Annotated in this window: 12 protein-coding genes; 7 read left to right on the top strand and 5 right to left on the bottom strand. The window is 52.3% G+C overall.

What is annotated here, in order from left to right; all coding sequences use genetic code 11:
• Positions 1 to 146 precede the first annotated feature (146 nt).
• Positions 147 to 2,870, top strand: a complete 2,724-nt coding sequence (locus tag CJP46_RS29540) for an alpha-L-rhamnosidase (protein WP_094599199.1) — start codon at positions 147 to 149, stop codon at positions 2,868 to 2,870.
• 476 nt (positions 2,871 to 3,346) lie between these two features.
• On the opposite strand, the gene CJP46_RS29535 is transcribed toward CJP46_RS29540, so the two are convergent.
• From CJP46_RS29535 to CJP46_RS29520, 4 genes are all read right to left on the bottom strand, one after another.
• Entirely contained in the window at positions 3,347 to 4,516 is a 1,170-nt protein-coding gene (locus CJP46_RS29535; protein WP_094599198.1) for an MFS transporter, read from the bottom strand.
• Between the two features lie 246 nt (positions 4,517 to 4,762).
• Positions 4,763 to 5,248 (bottom strand): DinB family protein, encoded by a 486-nt coding sequence (locus CJP46_RS29530; RefSeq protein WP_094599197.1) that lies wholly within the window; start codon positions 5,246 to 5,248, stop codon positions 4,763 to 4,765.
• A 157-nt stretch (positions 5,249 to 5,405) separates the two neighbouring features.
• A complete protein-coding gene (locus CJP46_RS29525) occupies positions 5,406 to 6,305 on the bottom strand; it encodes a LysR family transcriptional regulator (RefSeq protein ID WP_094599196.1) in 900 nt (299 codons plus the stop codon).
• 365 nt (positions 6,306 to 6,670) lie between these two features.
• Complete coding sequence (locus CJP46_RS29520) at positions 6,671 to 7,672, bottom strand: ketoacyl-ACP synthase III (RefSeq protein ID WP_094599195.1); 1,002 nt, start codon at positions 7,670 to 7,672, stop codon at positions 6,671 to 6,673.
• A gap of 979 nt (positions 7,673 to 8,651) precedes the next feature.
• Here CJP46_RS29520 and CJP46_RS29515 point away from each other — a divergent pair.
• From CJP46_RS29515 to CJP46_RS29500, 4 genes are read left to right on the top strand one after another with little or no spacing between them, the layout of a single operon-like run.
• Positions 8,652 to 9,542 carry an ABC transporter permease subunit gene (locus tag CJP46_RS29515; protein WP_218831068.1) on the top strand — a complete coding sequence of 297 codons (891 nt, stop codon included), beginning with the start codon at positions 8,652 to 8,654 and terminating at the stop codon, positions 9,540 to 9,542.
• Positions 9,539 to 10,447: a carbohydrate ABC transporter permease gene (locus CJP46_RS29510; protein ID WP_094599193.1), complete on the top strand. Its 909-nt coding sequence runs from the start codon at positions 9,539 to 9,541 to the stop codon at positions 10,445 to 10,447. Before CJP46_RS29515 ends, CJP46_RS29510 begins: the two co-directional genes overlap by 4 nt.
• Positions 10,448 to 10,486: 39 nt before the next feature.
• Complete coding sequence (locus tag CJP46_RS29505; protein WP_094599192.1) at positions 10,487 to 12,253, top strand: type 2 periplasmic-binding domain-containing protein; 1,767 nt, start codon at positions 10,487 to 10,489, stop codon at positions 12,251 to 12,253.
• A 53-nt stretch (positions 12,254 to 12,306) separates the two neighbouring features.
• On the top strand, positions 12,307 to 13,851 hold the full coding sequence (locus CJP46_RS29500) for a carboxylesterase/lipase family protein (protein WP_094599191.1): 1,545 nt from the start codon (positions 12,307 to 12,309) through the stop codon (positions 13,849 to 13,851).
• Between the two features lie 18 nt (positions 13,852 to 13,869).
• Here the strand turns inward: CJP46_RS29500 and CJP46_RS29495 are convergent, their stop codons facing one another.
• Positions 13,870 to 14,634, bottom strand: coding sequence for a helix-turn-helix transcriptional regulator (locus CJP46_RS29495; RefSeq protein ID WP_094599190.1), 765 nt, complete (start codon positions 14,632 to 14,634; stop codon positions 13,870 to 13,872).
• 314 nt (positions 14,635 to 14,948) lie between these two features.
• Here CJP46_RS29495 and CJP46_RS29490 point away from each other — a divergent pair, with 314 nt between their 5' ends.
• The gene (locus CJP46_RS29490; RefSeq protein ID WP_179281378.1) at positions 14,949 to 16,604 is read left to right on the top strand and encodes an ABC transporter substrate-binding protein; all 1,656 of its coding nucleotides are present in this window, start codon (positions 14,949 to 14,951) and stop codon (positions 16,602 to 16,604) included.
• Between the two features lie 81 nt (positions 16,605 to 16,685).
• Positions 16,686 to 17,666: an ABC transporter permease gene (locus CJP46_RS29485; protein WP_094599189.1), complete on the top strand. Its 981-nt coding sequence runs from the start codon at positions 16,686 to 16,688 to the stop codon at positions 17,664 to 17,666.
• Positions 17,667 to 17,670: the final 4 nt, after the last annotated feature.

The raw sequence follows: 17,670 nt of genomic DNA, 5'->3' as shown, positions 1-17,670 counted from the left end.
ATATTGCAAGAAAAATTACCTTTAAACGCGGTCTGTCTTCTTTGAAGGTGCGTCGATTGACGTTTTTCTTACAATGGAAGCAGCAGTGATGAAACATGGCCAAAGATTCTGGCTAGCATACAACATAAAAAACGGGAGGGAAGTCTATGTCAACGCTAGGCACTACGAAATTGACCTGCGAATACCGCAGTGAGCCGCTCGGGCTCGGCACGACGCGTCCCCGCTTCAGCTGGCAGCTCACGTCCGGCCGGATGCATGTGCTGCAGTCGGCTTATCATCTTCAGGTGGCGGGAGAGGAAGGGGATTTTGCCGGGGATCATCTGATTTGGGACACGGGCGTTGTGGACTCGGACCAATCGGTGCTTGTCGAATATGCGGGTGCTGCGCTTCAGTCCGGACAACGCTGCAGCTGGCGCGTCAAAGTGTGGGACCAGCAGGGGCAGGAGTCGGAATGGAGCGACACGTCCTATTTTGAAATGGGGCTGCTGCGGACGGTGGACTGGAGTGCGGATTGGATCACTCCGGAACCGGGACGGATCGATCCCCAGGCGGAGGAGGCTTTCCTTCTTCGCAAAGTGTTCCGCGTGAGCAAGGACGTCCGGAAGGCGCGAATCTACGCGACGAGCCTCGGCTTCTACGAGCTGGTATTAAACGGCGAGCGGGTGGGCGACTGGGCATTCACGCCCGGCTGGACCAGCTACCGGCACCGGCTGCAGGTTCAGGCCTATGACGTAACCGACCTGATTCGCTCCCGAGCTGATCATGCCATCGGCGCGGCACTGGCTAACGGATGGTACAAGGGTAATCTGGCTTGGGAGAATCATCGCAACCTGTATGGGGACCAGCGGGCGCTGCTGCTTCAGCTGCACCTTGAATATGCGGACGGCAGCACGGAAGTCATTGGGAGCGACACTTCCTGGAAAGCGTCGACCGGCCCGGTCCGCATGTCGGAAATTTACCATGGAGAAACGTACGATGCGCGGCTGGAGGCGGCCGGCTGGAGCCAGCCTGGGTTTAATGATGCGGACTGGGCAGGAGCAGCGAAGCTGGATCACGCCAAGGACATCCTCGTCATGCAGGAAAACGAACCGGTGCGGGTAGTTCAAGAATTGAAACCGGTTACAGTTCTGCGGACGCCTGAAGGGGACACGGTGCTCGACATGGGGCAAAATATGGTGGGCCGCATACATATGCGCCTGAACCTGCCGGCCGGAACGGCGATCACGCTGAAGCACGCGGAGGTGCTGGACAGCCGCGGCAATTTCTACACGGGCAATCTTCGCAAGGCGAAGCAGTCCGTAACGTATATTTGCAAAGGCGGAGGCGAGGAAACGTATGAGCCCCATTTCTCCTTCCAGGGCTTCCGTTATGTGAAGGTCGAGGGCTGGCCGGACGCTGAGCCGATGAATCCGGACCGTTTTACCGGCCAAGTCATGCACACCGATATGCCGCAGACGGGGCAGTTCGAGTGCTCGCACGAGCTGTTGAACCAGCTGCAGCATAACATCGAATGGGGCCAGCGCGGCAACTTCCTGGACATCCCGACCGATTGCCCGCAGCGCGACGAGCGGCTTGGCTGGACCGGGGACGCCCAGGTGTTTGTCCGGACCGCCGCGTTTAATTTCGGCGTGGCTCCATTTTTCTCCAAGTGGCTGCATGACCTGAAGGCCGACCAGCGGGAGGATGGCGGCGTGCCGCATGTCATACCGCAGGTTCTCGACGATAATGCATGCTCGTCCGCGGCCTGGGGAGATGCCGCCGTCATTTGTCCGTGGACGATCTATCTTTGCTACGGCGACAAGCGGATTCTGGAGGAGCAATATGACAGCATGAAGGCATGGATCGATCATATCCGTTCCCAAGGGGATAACGAATATTTGTGGAACACCGGGTTTCATTTCGGGGACTGGCTGGCGCTTGACGCGAAGGAAGGCAGCTACGTCGGGGCCACGCCGAGGGATTTGATCGCCACCTGCTTCTATGCTTACTCAACATCCCTGTTCGTGAAAACCGCCGAAGTTCTCGGCCGTACCGAGGATGCCGACGTTTATCGCCAGCTGTACGAACGGGTGGCTGAAGCGTTCCTGAACGAGTTCGTCACGCCGGGCGGAAGGCTGGCTGCGCATACGCAGACCGCCATGGTCCTTCCGCTGATGTTCGGGCTGGTGGAAGGGGAGGTTCAGCGCCGAATGGCTGCTACGCTGGCGGAGTACGTCAAGGAACAGAACCACCATTTGACGACAGGGTTCGTCGGCACGCCGTACCTGTGCCATGTGCTGACGGAGAACGGCTACCATGACCTGGCCGTGAAGCTGGCGATGCAGGAAGATTATCCGTCCTGGCTGTATTCGGTAAAGCAGGGGGCGACCACGATTTGGGAGCATTGGGATGGAATCAAGCCGGACGGCACGTTCTGGAGCGACGACATGAATTCGTATAACCATTACGCCTTCGGCGCCATCGGCGACTGGCTGTACCGGGCCGTGGCGGGACTGGATCTGAATGAAGCCGACGGACCGGGCTACAAGCGGATCCGGCTTCGTCCGCGGACCGACTCGGAGCTGACCTTTGCCAAAGCGGCGCTGGATTCCATGTACGGCACGATCCGGAGCGAATGGAGCTTGACGGCGGAGGACGGGGGAAGCCCGCAGGCGTCCTATGAATTCGAAATTCCGCCGAACGCGACGGCCGAAGCCGAACTGCCGGGTGCGTCGATCGCCGCAACGCGGGTCAACGGACAGCCGGCGGATCAAGCTTCAGGCGTGCTGAGCGCTCGGGAAGAAGGCGACGGAACATTGAGGCTGGAGCTGGGATCCGGCGTATACCGGGTGACCGTCCAGCAGCCGAGTCCAGCGCTGTCCGGAGCGTGAAGCTAGTAAGCTAGGGAGTATTGCTGAAGCAAGCCGGGGCATCGCGCTTGGGACGACAGGGGTTGGTAAAATAGGCTCTTGTTCTATGCCGTGCTATTATGATGTTCGTTGTAAAAGAAAGCAAGCCTCGCCGACAGGGTCGGTGGGGCTTTTTTTGATATAGCAAAGTATGAACTTAAGTAAGCACGGACTTCCTTATATCGCGAGAAACTCCCACTTTGGCTTCTTGGAATGAGCTCGATACATGTTTTTGTTTAGATATAAGAAAGTATAAACTTCTGAAATTTGAACCTCCTTATATCGCAATAAAAACTCGACTAAAAGCGGTCTGGCTTCTTGGAATGTGCATCGATATACGTTTTAATTTAGATATAAGAAAGGATAATCTTCGGAGACACGGGCTTCCTTATATCGCAAGAAAAACTACCTCTAAAAGCGGTCTGGCTACTTCGAATGTACTTCGATATACGTTTTACTTATGCCTGCAGTGCCGGCTCTTTCGCCAGCACGCGGCTCGTGCCGAAGATGAGCAGGGATGCGGCGAAGCAGCAGGCCGAGAACAGGCCGACGGCCGCATACCCGCCCGATCCGGCGTACAGCAGGCCTCCAAGGGAGGCGCCGACCGTCGTGGCGGCGTTCATCGTGGAGGTAGCCGTGCTTGATATCGTCCCCCGCAGCGATGGGTTTAAGCTGTTCAGGACGCCCATGATCATCGGAAAGAGGATGCCCAAGATGAAAAAGATGGCGAAATACATGACCGACGCGGCCATGAAAGACGGCAAGTGCGGGAGTGCGGCATAGCCGATCATCAGGAGCGGCACCGCAGCGGCTACGGTCCTGGACGGCGTCCACAGGTTGTTGACATATCCGCTCACGAGACTTCCGGCCAAATTGCCTACACCGAGGAAAATCATGATCGTGCCGATCTGGTCGACGGGGAGGTGAAAGCGTTCCGCCGACCATTTGCCCAAAAACGCGAACGTGGCATTGCTGCCCAGATGGATCAGGAAATAGGCCAGGAAAGCTCCTCTTGCCCTGCCGCTTCCGAGCAGCGGCGCGTATCTGCGCCAGAAAGCATGCCGCGCCTGAACGGCATTCGACTGGGGCCTCATGGAAGGCAGGATGAAAAAGGCGGCTCCGGCAAGCAGCAGGGACAGGGATCCGATCGCGAAAAAGGGCAGGGACCAGTGGGCTGCCGCAAGCCAGCTGCCGATCGGAACCCCGAATGCTTGGGAGACTGCGAGGCCTGCATAAGCGAGCCCCATCGCTCTGCCCTTTTTATCCGCAGGCAGCAGCGTTTGAATGGATGCCCACACCTGTGGCGCGGCAAATGCCGCGCTGATGCCGGCCATGAGCCGGAACAGGCACATCGTCCAGAAGTCTGCGGCCATTCCGCACAGCGCGGTGGACACCGCAAAGCCCAGCAGGCCGAGCAGCATGACCTTTTTCCGGTCTAACCCGTCCGAGAGCGGGCCGGCAATCAAGGCGAATACCGCAGCGCCGAGCGTGTAGGATCCCATCATCCAGCCGGACATTCCCGTGGGGACGCTGTACAGGTCTTGGAGCGTTGGAATCATCGGGGAAATCAGGAAGGTATCCGTCCCGATCATAAACATGATCAGAAAAAACAAGGCGGTTAATTTCATCGTTATTCTCCTTTCCTCCTCCGTGGTTACGGAGAGGCTGTTCTTGCTGCCATTGTATCGTTCAATGGTGACAATTATTGTCATGAACTTTGAGGGTACAAAAATATGCGGAAAGCATGAGAAGCGCCGCCGTAACGTAAATTGTTCCAGGGCTGCTCACCTAGTGAATGGTATGCTTTTATCTTCGTTCGGTATGGAAAGGAAACAGGGGGGAGCATGCCCCCTGTTTTGTAAGACACCTATGGATCACGACAAACTGACCCATTGCTCCTTGCGGTACTGCTTGGCGATATAAACGATTTGGCCGGTGTGGTAGGCGTTATGGTACAGGCTTTTTTCAATGGCTTCGATGACGGTGACGGACCGGCCCTTGATCGTGATTTCCGTCAGCAGCTGCTCCTCTCGAAGCGCTGCGATTTGTCCCAGGAACAGGCTCCAGCCATGTTCCCAGCGATCCAGCAGGGCTGCGCGGTCAAGCTCTTCCGAAATGAATTCCGCGTCGCGGTTTCGGTCCGGCTTTTCCCCGTCGGTGGTAAACGTATCGGTCCATCGGGAAATCATATTCCCGCTCATGTGCTTGACGATCACGGTGATGCTGTTGGAACCGGGTTCCGGGGCCCAAGAAAGGGCAGAGTCCTCGAGCTGCCCGATGGCAGCTTCGGCCGTGCGTTTCATTTCCTCCAGTCGGGTTTTGACCGCGCTTTGATATGTTGTGAACAGTGTTGATGTCATAGTTGTGCCTCCTTTGGAATATCGGTCTGAAAAACAAAAATCTCATTCATGCCTTCTCCACAGCGGTTTCATGACCTTGCTGTGCTTTCAGCATAATGAGATTTTGAACATAAATCCAATATATATATCAAGCAGTATCATCAATATAATTGATGATTCATGACCCGACCTGGGATAGCGGAGGAGCAATCATGGATATAAAGTTAGCCGCCGGAGCCAGAGGCTCTTCGCCAATCCGGGTGTACAGCCGGATCGGGTCCTTGACGCGCATCCCGGGAACGCGCACCTCCGCAAGCTCGCCGGATTTGAGCTCCCGGGATACCGCAAGCGAGGGGACAAAAGAAACGCCGTATCCCGATTTGACGGCTTCAATCGTTTCATGCATCCCTTCAATGCAGATCCCGGTCCGCGGCTTCGGCACTTCGTAAGCGTCGCACAGGGAGAAGAGCTTTCTGCGGGTATAGCTGCCTTCTTCCCGAAGGATAAAGGCGGTTTTCACCAGCTCCTGGAGCGTAGTGGCGGCACCCGCCAAGGGGTGGTCCCGGTGGACGACAAAGATCAGCTCATCCTCCAGCAGCGTGACGTATTCCATGCCGGAATCCTTCGGGCCTTCGCCGCAGATAAGCGCAATGTCCGTCGAGTGGTCGAGCAGCCGCTCCATCGCGGTGCGGGAACTGCCCCGGGTCAACTGGACATGTACCTTCGGATACTGCTGCTTGAAGCGGACGATCCAAGCGGGAAGCACCGTCCGGCCGGGCAGATCTGTGGCGCAGATCCGGAGGCTGCCTTCGAGCCCGATTTTGAGTGCGCTCATTTCCCGCTCCATCTCGTATTCCAGCGAAAACAGCTGCCGTGCCCGGGCGGCCAGCCGCTCGCCGGCTGGCGTCAATTGGATGGAGCGCCCCTTAGAGGCAACCAGCTTCATCCCGAGCTCCTGCTCCAGGTTTCGCAGCTGGGCGGTGGCTGCGGGCTGGCTGAGCAGCAGGTTGCCTGCGGCCTTGGTCACGCTTCCCGTACTGGCCACCTCCGCAAAAACGCGCAATGCGTGCAGGTTCATTTTTCTCCCACCTTTGTCGTTGGCTTGCCTTAAAATCGTTTCATAATTTGTCGTTGTATACTTATGAACGAATCATCCATTTCATCGATGATTCGAATTGTTGCATCCATCGAATCGATGGATTGCTTTCATTGTACCGTGGAGGATGCCGGCCGTAAAGGCGGCAGGGTAGATGACCTCGCAATAACGAATTCAAGAAAAAAAGGCTCCGACAAAGTCGGAAGCCTTTTAAAACATGTTCGCCACTCTCTACGCGTTCATAAACTCCAGTGATATCTTTTGCGTTATCGCAATGTTGTCGCCTTCGTGAAACTGGCCGCCGGGCGGCTGTCTCCATCCGACGCCGACGCCTCTTGTCCTGCCTATCAGCCGCGGGCATCCACGACCCATTTCAGGATCAATCCGGCATGGGTCAGGCCGCCGCCGAATCCGTACAGCAGCAGCGTGTCTCCGTTCTGCAGCTTGCCTTCGTCGAGTCCGAGCTGAAGCGCCAGCGGAATCGATACGGACGATGTGTTGCCGTAATATTCCATGCTGGTCAGCGTCTTCTCCACCGGGATGCCTGCTTTTTCGCAGATGGACTCGACCATGCGGAAATTGGCGCTGTGCGGGACGAACCAATTCACATCCCGGGCCGTCATTCCGGCCTGTTCAAGCAAAGTTTCTACGCCCTGAGGCACGGTGCGCGTCGCCCATTTGTAGACTTCCCGTCCGTTTTGGACCATTTTCTCACTCGTTTGCAGCGCCTCGCCGTTCATCGTCTTGGACAGATTCGTGCGGTAGACGTGGATACCGCCTTCGCCGTTCGTACCCAGATGGGCCGCGATAAAGCTCGGACGCTGTTCGTCCTTCTCGACCAGAACGGCAGCGGCTCCATCGCCGAACAGGATGCAGGTTGAACGGTCCGTATAATCCGTTACACGGGACAGCGTCTCGGCCGCAACCACCAGGATCTTCCGGTGCAGACCGGCTGTAATCAGACCGTTGGCCATATGCAGCGCATAGGTAAAGCCAGCGCAGGTGGCGTTCAGGTCAAATGCAGCCGTGCTAGGAATGTGAAAATGCCCTTGAATTTGGCAGGCCACGCTCGGAAAAGCGTAGTCCGGCGTCGTCGTCGACACGATGATGCAGTCCACGTCGGTCAGGTCTTGACCGTAGCGACTGGCCAAATTTTCAACGGCCTTATACGCCATCGTAGAGGAGTATTCGTTCTCCCCGGCAATCCGCCGCTCCCGCATGCCGGTCCGCTGGACGATCCATTCGTCGTTCGTATCCACCATTTGCTCCAGGTCCGCGTTAGTCAACTTTTTTTCCGGTACATAGCTGCCAATAGCCGTAATGCGGGCTGTCGATACAGTCAGGTTCATGAAGAATCGCTCCCTTTTAATTAAAATAAGTTCATACGGGCTTATGGGTTGGAATGTAATCATCGAAATTTAACATGTAAGACAAGTAATATTTAATATCAAGTATTAGTATCTGGTACCAATTATAGAGGTGAATGGGGAAGAGGTCAATAGGCGGAAGGCAGCCGCCCTTCAATTCAGTGGAAAAGGAACAATAAAACGGGATTAAGTTATCGGCTTCGATAAAACTTGGTCAATCCTCAGAAACTGTTCATGCCATTCTTTAGAAAATGGATACCGGCTGCCGGCTCAGAGGCACTGTTGGAAACATACAGGATACTCGTGTAAATTACAGTGAAATTGTAATGAAACGCCGTTTGCCCGACTCGGATCCAAGGTGAATTGGAGTATGTCCGAAAGGAGCTACCTCTTCTTTGCATGAACATGACTCTAGATGCATTTACCGCCGACCGTCCGCAGCTTTATCGGTTCCGTAATCGGCAACCAACGACATGTATTTTTTGATCAGCAGCAATACATTCTCATTTTTGAAAAGGCGATACAGAGCTCGTTATCTCTCCAAAGCTCCGTGATCCAAACGACGTCAGGATGGTTTTCCGATACATTGATGTATGCATTTCGCAGCTTTCTATGGAATCAAGCTGATCGGCTGCTTTTAGCATCGTCTTCACGAGTACATCTCGCTAATCTGGCTGGGCTTCAGTTTCCCCCTACACGTATCTGTTCAATCTGACTATATATCAATTAGATGTTCGTATACATCATTGTTTAAAACAAGGTTGTAATTTACAATTTTTTTTAATTCAGAATGACAAAGAAAAGATTTCATAGGGGGTCATGAATAAAAGAGTGAATTTCTATTTTATTTGAAAGCGCTTGCTTCAACTTGGCTTGAGGGAAATTTTCGTCCCCAAATAAATCAGAAACCAATCAAAAGGAAGGTGATACGATGCGCATAAGAGGCTACGCCTCAGGAGGAATGTCCATTAAGAAATTCCTCTATATACTCCCTTTCATGCTGTTGCTTGCTGTCTTTGCCTACTACCCGCTTTACGGATGGGTCTATGCATTCTTCGACTACTCACCGCCGATTCCGTTGTCCCGATCTCCGTTTGTCGGCTTACAGTGGTTTCGTTCCTTGATCGAAAACCAGGTCAAGATCGACCAGCTGCTCCAGGTCATCAAGAACACGTTCGGGATGAGTGGATTGGGACTGCTGTTCTCCTGGCTACCCATGATTTTTGCCATATTCCTGAACGAAATGAAGGCCGTGCGGTTCCGAAAGTTTGTGCAGACGGTAACGACCCTGCCGAATTTTATCAGCTGGGTACTGGTATATTCTTTGGCGTTTTCCATGTTTTCCAGCGAAGGCATCGTCAACGGTCTGCTGAAGCAGCTGGGACTGATCGAGTCCCCGATTTTGTTCCTTCAGAACTCCGATCATGTCTGGATCACCATGTGGTTGTGGACGATCTGGAAAACGTTAGGCTGGTCCGCCATCTTGTACATAGCGGCGATTACGGGAATTGATGATTCCCTTTATGAGGCGGCCCATGTGGACGGGGCAACGAGAATGCAGGTGATATGGAACGTCATCCTGCCGAGCATGCTCCCGACGTATTTTGTTCTGCTGATGCTGCAGATCGCCAGCTTTCTGAATAATGGCTTGGAGCAATATTTCGTATTCCAAAATGCATTCAACAAGGAAAATATACAAGTTCTGGACCTGTATGTTTATAACCTGGCGATGGGGGGCGGCAGCTACTCCGTATCGGTCGCAATCAGTATGCTGAAGAGTTTGATTAGTGTTGTTCTTCTCTTTTCGGTAAACGGATTCTCCAAATTGTTAAGAGGAGAGAGTATCGTATGAGAAAAGCCGTTCAGGTAAGCCCGACCGACAAAATGATCACCGTATTGATCTACGTCCTTTTTTCCCTGTTTGCTTGCGTGTGCGTCTATCCGTTTTACTCCATCATCATTAATACGATAAGCGCAAACGATATCAGTGCCCGGGGGGACGTCGTCTTTTATCCGCTGCACATCCATTTCCAGAACTATTTGGACGTTTTTAAAATACCGGGATTGGGGAATGCGGCTTTGATTTCCCTGGGCAGAACCGTGATCGGAACCCTGCTGACGGTAGGGGCTTCCGCCTTTTTGGGATTCATGTTCTCCCAAGAGGATATGTGGGGGAGAAGATTCTGGTACCGGTTCACCGTGATCACCATGTTTTTTAACGCCGGGATTATTCCGTGGTATCTCACCATGCGCTCCCTGCATTTGACCAACAATTTTTTGGCATACATTCTGCCGACGATCGTAGCCCCGTTCTTCATCATTCTGATCAAGACCTTCGTGGAATCGACGCCGAAGGAATTGCAGCAGGCGGCAAGCATCGACGGAGCAGGAACGATGATGATCTTCTTCAGGATCATATTGCCGATAAGCAAGCCGATCTTGGCGACGGTCGCGATATTCACTGCAGTGGATCAGTGGAACTCTTTTCAGGATACGCTGCTGCTCGTTACGGACAGCAAATTATACACGCTGCAATTTATTCTCTATAACTATATCAATCAGGCGAGCTCATTATCAACCATGGTTAACCTGCAAAATGCCGGTTCGACGGCCATAGCCAGTCTAGCCACAGAGCAAACCACGACTTCTATTCGCATGACCGTTACCATTATCGTCGTTGCCCCCATATTGCTCATCTACCCGATCTTCCAGAGGTTTTTCGTCAAGGGAATTATGATCGGGGCGGTCAAAGGTTGATTTTCACTTGATATTAAAATGGATTTAGGAGGATGGCCAATGAGTAAAAGCAGGAAAGCAGCAAAAAAATCGGTCATGCTATTGTTCGCTTGTCTCTTCATCGCCTCGGTCGGGCTGGCCGGCTGTGGAGGCGCATCCAATGAGGAGCCGGGTACCGATGCAAAGACTTCCGAGAATAACACAGCCATTGATCACAGCAAGCCGCTGACGATTACGGTGTTCGATAACGCGGCGAATTACCAGGGCGAGCAGACCGGATGGTACGGCAAGCTGCTTAAAGACAAATTTAATCTGACGCTGAACATTCTTGCCCCGCAGGTTGCCGGCGACCAGTTATACAAGACGAGGTCGGCAGCAGGAAATTTGGGGGATCTCCTGATCATCGATAACAGTCAGCTGGAAGAGCTCATTCCGGCCGGTCTGATTATGGACTTGACGGATAGGGTCAAGAACACCAAGTACTTGTCCCAGTATGTGGATAATCACTTTAAACCTTTTAACGAGGCTTTCGATAAAGTGAATCCGGACGGCAAAATTTATGCGTTACCGACGTTTACAGCCGATACTTCGCCAACGACTTTCTCGGAAGACCAGCCTTATTCCAGCCCCATTCTGCCTTGGGATTATTACAAGGGGGTAGGGGCACCCAAGCTGAACAATTTAACCGATCTGCTGAATGTGCTGAAAAAAATGCAGGAAAAGTATCCCAAGACTTCGGACGGGAAACCGATCGATCCGATCACCCTGTGGAAGGATTGGGACGGCGGGGGAATGGAAAACGTTCGCTGGCTGAGCAACTGGTACGGCTATGAGCAGCCCGACGGAACGACAACCCTGCAGCTGAATGCGAAAGGCGATATCGTTCCGCTGATCGATGACAACAGCATGTACAAAAAGATTTTGCAATTCTATTTTACGGCCAATCAGATGGGGCTGATCGATCCGGATTCCGCATCGCAGGATTGGAACAAGGTCTCCGAAAAACTGACCAACAAACAGGTCCTTCTCTTATGGTATTCCTGGCAGAGAGGCTTCTACAATTCCATTGATAGAGGCAAAAACGGCGACGGCTATGTTTCAGTCCCGATCGCGGATTCCCGGATCATTCAGACCAGTGATGCCTATTACGGCAACGGCAGGGTTTTTGCCATCGGTTCAAAGGCCAAAAATCCCGAAAGGATTATGGAATTCCTGGATTGGTCGGTTTCTCCCGAGGGCTTGCGCTACTACACGAACGGCTTTGAAGGGTTCAATTACGAAAAGACGGATGACGGCAAGTTCAAGCTGACCGAAACAGGGCAAACCGCTTTCCAGAAGAACACCCCCGTACCGGATCAATATGGAGGCGGCGGATACCAGGACGGACAGAGCAAGATCAACAGCATGATCATGAGCGATTTTGTCAAGGACCCGGACACCGGCGAATTCTATAACAACAATTACTGGAGTTCTACTATAGAAGCTAACAAGACCTCCCTGACCACGGACTGGCAGAACACCTACAACGCCAAGAACGCAACAGACTACTATCTGAAAAATAAGATGATCGACATCGTGCCGAATATTAATACGAGCTTCGGTGTTGACTCGTCGGATATTAAAAATAAACGCAGCCAGATTTCGGACTATGTAAAAAATGCATCCTGGAAAATGGTGTTTGCGAAGGATCAGGCGGAGTTTGACCAGCTGTGGGCAAAGATGAAAACGGATGTGGCAGGTCTCGGCTGGAATGACGTACTTGCTGCGGATGCGGCAAAAGCGCAAAAAATCGTTCAAATGCGTTCCGAGGCATCGGCCGGCAAATGAGAGCAGCCGCTGTGAAGGCCGGTGAATTCTAACGATGAAGGGAGACGTTACACATGCTTCGAATCGTACAAGTTGAAAACGGGTTGGTGCAGGGACTGCCGGCAGCCGACCCCCGAATCACCAGTTTTAAAGGAATTCCATTCGCCGCTCCGCCCGTAGGCGACAACCGGTGGCGTTCCCCGCAGCCCGCCCAGGACTGGGATGTCGTGCTTAAGGCGTACGAATTCGCGCGGATCTCGATGCAGGTAAGGCAGGAGATCGACGAAAACAATATCTATACCCGGGAATGGGCCGTGGAACCGGACATCGCCATGGACGAGGACTGTCTCTACCTGAACGTATGGACACCGGCCAAACGTACCGATGAGAAATTGCCGGTCTATGTATGGTATTTTGGCGGAGGTCTTCAGGTCGGCCATACGGCTGAAATGGAGTTCGACGGTGAACGCATCGCCAGAAGAGGGATCGTGGTCGTCACGATCAACTACCGCCTCAATGTGTTCGGATTTTTATGCCATCCCGAAATTACGGCGGAAGCGCCCGAAGCGCCGGCTAACTTCGGCAATCTTGATCAGCAGGCGGCCACCAGATGGGTCAAGCGCAATATCGCGGCTTTCGGCGGCGACCCGGACAACATCACGATCGGCGGTCAGTCCGCCGGCGGCGGCAGCGTGATGACCCAGCTGACTTCGCCTCAGAATGAGGGGCTTTTTCAGAAGGCGATCATTCAAAGCGGAATCTATACGAAGCTGTATCCGGGGACTCGCGTGCCTCCGCTTCGGAGTCATTTGGCTGAGGCCGAACAGGATGGCGTGAAATTTTTTGAATACCTTGGCGTATCTTCACTTGCGGAAGCGCGGCAGCTGGATGCCGTCACTCTCCGCGACAAGGCTGTGCAATACAAGGGATTCTGGGGCACCGTCGCAGATCAGGTGTTCAGCGTAGGCAGCCCGTTTGAATTGTTCCATGAGAACAAGCGCTGGAAGGTGCCGGTCATGTTTGGCCACACGTCCTCCGAATTTATCAGCGTTCCGGACGTCCATACACCTGAAGAATTCAAGAAGCTGGCCGAAGACATGTTCGGAGACGACGCAGAGGCGTTCTTGGAGCTGTGTGGCGCACCATCGGCCAACGTGGAGGAGAGCCGACAGAAGGCTTCGGTGAGCAGCATCGAATATGCGATCCGCATCGCCGCACAGGCCAATGCCGAGACCGGCTCCGGTACCCCATTGTACTATTACAATTTTGATGCCGAAATCCCCGGCTGGGATGATCCGGGCACCTTCCACTCGGTAGATCTCTGGTTTTTCTTCGAAACGCTGGCTAAATGCTGGCGGCCGTTTGTCGGCAAGCATTACGATTTGGCCCGTCAGATGTGCAATTACTGGGCAAACTTCATCCATAACGGTGATCCGAACGGGCTGGATGCAACGGGAGAGGAACTGCCGCGATGGGAGCCTTATACTCCGGAAGCCCCGTATGGAATGCTCTTTGCTGATCAGGCCGAATTTTCCCGAGAGCAGCCGAGCGAGATCATGAAATTTCTGGTGCACCAATATTTCAAGAAGAACAGACCCGTCTTGCAACCAGAGGCTTAGCATGACGCGATATGGATATCAAGCTTGTTTATGCTCCTGGAATTTTCTTGGCGAATAGCCTGTCATCTGTTTGAACTGTCTGCAGAAGTGCTCCACATTTTGATACCCGCATCGGGAGGCGACTTCGGCAACGCTTTGGGTGCTGTGGATTAAATATTCTTTGGCCAACCGGATCCGGCTGTTGATGACGTCTTCCATGCAGGTGACCTTAAAGGTTTTTTTGTAGATGCTCTGCAGGTAGCCTGGGCTGATTCCGAGATATTCGGCCATTTTCGCAATCGTCCAGTAATCGCCCGGATCGTTCTGGATCGCGGTTCGAAGCTTCAACAAGTTATAATACTGAGGCGTAATCGGTTCATGAAAATAAGATTCCAACAGCTTGTTGAACAGCGTCCGCAGCAAACAGTCGATGGACGAAGCCCTGTAATCCCGATGAAAGTTGTGTTCGATGGTCAACAGTTCAAACAGCTTGCGGCAGTAGTCCGGATCATCCAAGGAAAAGGGGACACCGAGCGGCAGCGGCGATTCCGTAATATAGGGTTCATTGGATTCAAAGCGGATCCAGTCATTGATGAATTGATCGGCGCAGGCCCGATAATACACTTTCTGCTGCGGGCGGTAGAGGATAACGCTATGCGTAGGATATTCCTTCAGCGCACCATTGACCCAGAACTGCGCAGGAGTCTTGGTGATGACAAGAAGCCAGTGATGACCCACGGGAACATCGATCACAAAGTTGCTTGGGTGCGTCGTGTTATACTCAACAAAATGAATATGGGCCATCCTTATCCCTCCTTGGAATGATGTCTCTACTATACTATAACAAGGAAAATATGAACGGAACCCTATGAGTTCTACCTTTGCATCAGGCAATATATTCAGTGAACGGATCATGAGATGATCCACCGTATGCAAGCGCCTCGCGGCTGCCGTCAATTCGCCGCGGGGCGCTTGTTTGTGTCAAACCCTGGGCGACTATATTTTTAGGGGGAACATCTTGAGTTTGTGAATTGTAAGCGATTTCTAGAAAGATATAATTTAGTTATCACCAGGTGAGAATGTGTGACAATAGATGAAAAAGGGGAGGACACAAAGAAATGCGCAAAAAGGTAAAACGTTCACTCATCGTTTTGTGTATCGGCATGATTTCTACGGCACTGCTGCTATCCGGCTGCAGCGGATCAGGAAAAACGAGCGGCGGGGGATCGACGGCTGAACCAAGCGGGGACGATACGAAACCAATTACCCTGTCTGTGTTTATGGACGCCCCGGGCCAGCAGCCTACGGCCGACAACAAAATTTATAAATTGATTAAAGAAAAAACCGGCGTCAGTCTGAATATGGAATTTTTGGTCGGGGATCTGCAGCAGAAGCTGGGCGTTATGATCGCAGGCGGCGACTACCCGGATCTCATCTCGGGCAATGACAAACTGATCAATGCGGGGGCTTATATTCCGCTGGAAGATTTAATTGAGAAGTATGCGCCCAATTTGAAGAAGCATTATGCGGAAGTATGGAATCAAATGAAGGATCCGAAGGACGGACATATTTATGTACTCCCAAGCTACGGCGTGTATACCGGTTCGGTTCACGATACGACCTATCAGGGACCGGGGTTCTATTTGCAAAAGGATGTATTGAAAGAAATGGGCTATCCTACGCCGAAAACGCTGGAAGAGTACTTTGATATTATCGCGAAATATAAGGCCAAACATCCGGATATGATCGGATTTGAAACCTTGAATTTTGACTGGAGGGTATTTCCGCTCCAGAACGCGCCGGAGCATTTATCCGGTCACCCTAATGACGGCGGCGTGATCGTGGACAACAACAAGGCGCAAATTTTTGCGGACAAGGATATCGCGAAAACCTACTATAAGAAGCTGAATGAAGTGAACGCGCAGGGCTTGCTGGATAAAGAAGCTTTCGTGCAGAACTATGACCAGTACCTGGCCAAAATCGCCAGCGGACGAGTGATCGGCATGTTCGATCAGCATTGGAACTTCCAAGATGGTGAGAATTCCCTGATTTCCCAAGGGAAAATTGGAAGCACTTACGTCGGCTTTCCTCTCATGTATCCCGGTGCAAAGGAATACTACCGCGACCGAGGAGGGCTGAATCTCAATCGCGGGTTCGGTATTTCCGTAAAAGCCAAAGATCCGGTTCGGATTATAAAGTTTATGGATGCATTGATGACTGAGGATTGGCAGAAGACGCTGCAATGGGGAATCAAGGGAGAAGATTATGAGGTAAAAGAGGACGGCACGTTCTACCGGACTCCGGAGCAGCGGAAAAATGCGGACAACAATACCTGGAAATTAGCGAACAAGGCAGATTCGTTCTTTGGGTACATGCCTAAAATGCAGGGATCTTACAGTGATGGCAACGCGACGGATCCCGGAACCCAGCCGCAGGAATTTTACGATAGCTTGAAGCCTTATGATCAAGAGATCTTGAAAGCATACAACCATAAAACCTGGGCGGAATTTTTCAAGGAGCCCGGCCCGAACCCGGTATATTTCCCGGCTTATACCATCATTCTGGAGGATGGCTCGGCCGCTCAACTGGCCAGCACCAAATTAAACGACCTGTCGGTAAAATATCTGCCGAAAGCGATTATGGCTTCCCCTTCGGAATTTGATAGTGTATGGCAGGATTATGTGAATCAGATCCACAAGCTGGACATTAAGGCTTACGAAGACCGCATGAATGAACAAATTCAATGGCGGATTAAGAACTGGAGCAGCAAGTAAGAGCTGTAGAAATCCAATACGGGGCGGGGAATTCATTCCCCGCCCCGTATTGGAAATGTCATAAGGGAGGGGAACAACGAGATGTCTGAAATCGTGCTGACCGGGGAGGTCAAGAGCAAGAAGAAGAAGAGAGTGGACCCGGAAATTGGTGTCAGCCTGAGCTGGAAAACCCTGAAAGCCCAAAAGCAACTGATATTCATGTCGGTTCCAATTGCCATTTACTTAATCATATTTTCATATGTCCCCGTCTGGGGATGGCTGATGGCTTTTCAAAACTATCGTCCGGCCCTGTCCTTCTGGAAACAGGATTGGGTTGGACTGCAGCAGTTCCGTTTCCTGTTTCAGGACGATGCCTTCCTTGGGGTGCTGCGAAATACGATTGCCATGAGTTTCATCAACCTGGTTTTGGGTTTTGTAACGGCGATTGCCTTGGCACTGCTGCTGAACGAAATCAAGGTGCGGTTCTTTAAAAGGACGGTACAAACCATATCCTATCTGCCGCATTTTCTGTCATGGGTCATCGCGGCAGGCATTGTTGCGACTTCCTTATCTGTGGATGACGGCATCGTCAACACCGTACTCATGAAGCTGCATCTGATTGATCAGCCCGTGATGTGGCTGAGTAAAGGACACTATTTTTGGGGAATCGTCGGGCTGTCGAACGTTTGGAAAGAGGTTGGCTGGAATACGATCATCTATTTGGCAGCCATTACCTCGATCGATCCGTCCCTTTACGAAGCTGCTTCCATCGACGGTGCAGGCAGGTTTCATAAAATGAGATATGTAACGCTCCCTGGGATCAAGCCCACTTTTATCATCCTGCTCATTATGAATATCGGGCATATCCTGGATGCAGGATTTGAGGTTCAGTATTTGCTGGGAAACGGCCTGGTCGTGGACTGGTCGCAAACGATTGATATCTTCGTGCTGAAGTACGGGATATCGATGGGGAATTATTCCCTTGCCACGGCTGCAGGCATATTTAAAACGATCGTGAGCGTCATACTCGTATTCATTGCGAATTCCATCGCAAAGCGTCTTGGCGAAGAACGATTGGTATAGAGGA

Origin of the sequence: Paenibacillus sp. XY044 (genome assembly GCF_002257645.1) — a bacterium.
Taxonomy (GTDB): domain Bacteria; phylum Bacillota; class Bacilli; order Paenibacillales; family Paenibacillaceae; genus Paenibacillus_AQ.
The sequence above is the reverse complement of the archived record's forward strand: the minus strand, read 5'-3'. Positions and strand labels throughout refer to the sequence as shown.

What these genes read in the sequence shown, in the direction of transcription:
- CJP46_RS29540 (WP_094599199.1), top strand. Translation starts at nt 147, where the DNA reads ATGTCAACGCTAGGCACTACGAAATTGACCTGCGAATACCGCAGTGAG.
- CJP46_RS29535 (WP_094599198.1), bottom strand. Translation starts at nt 4,516, where the DNA reads ATGAAATTAACCGCCTTGTTTTTTCTGATCATGTTTATGATCGGGACG.
- CJP46_RS29530 (WP_094599197.1), bottom strand. Translation starts at nt 5,248, where the DNA reads ATGACATCAACACTGTTCACAACATATCAAAGCGCGGTCAAAACCCGA.
- CJP46_RS29525 (WP_094599196.1), bottom strand. Translation starts at nt 6,305, where the DNA reads ATGAACCTGCACGCATTGCGCGTTTTTGCGGAGGTGGCCAGTACGGGA.
- CJP46_RS29520 (WP_094599195.1), bottom strand. Translation starts at nt 7,672, where the DNA reads ATGAACCTGACTGTATCGACAGCCCGCATTACGGCTATTGGCAGCTAT.
- CJP46_RS29515 (WP_218831068.1), top strand. Translation starts at nt 8,652, where the DNA reads ATGTCCATTAAGAAATTCCTCTATATACTCCCTTTCATGCTGTTGCTT.
- CJP46_RS29510 (WP_094599193.1), top strand. Translation starts at nt 9,539, where the DNA reads ATGAGAAAAGCCGTTCAGGTAAGCCCGACCGACAAAATGATCACCGTA.
- CJP46_RS29505 (WP_094599192.1), top strand. Translation starts at nt 10,487, where the DNA reads ATGAGTAAAAGCAGGAAAGCAGCAAAAAAATCGGTCATGCTATTGTTC.
- CJP46_RS29500 (WP_094599191.1), top strand. Translation starts at nt 12,307, where the DNA reads ATGCTTCGAATCGTACAAGTTGAAAACGGGTTGGTGCAGGGACTGCCG.
- CJP46_RS29495 (WP_094599190.1), bottom strand. Translation starts at nt 14,634, where the DNA reads ATGGCCCATATTCATTTTGTTGAGTATAACACGACGCACCCAAGCAAC.
- CJP46_RS29490 (WP_179281378.1), top strand. Translation starts at nt 14,949, where the DNA reads ATGCGCAAAAAGGTAAAACGTTCACTCATCGTTTTGTGTATCGGCATG.
- CJP46_RS29485 (WP_094599189.1), top strand. Translation starts at nt 16,686, where the DNA reads ATGTCTGAAATCGTGCTGACCGGGGAGGTCAAGAGCAAGAAGAAGAAG.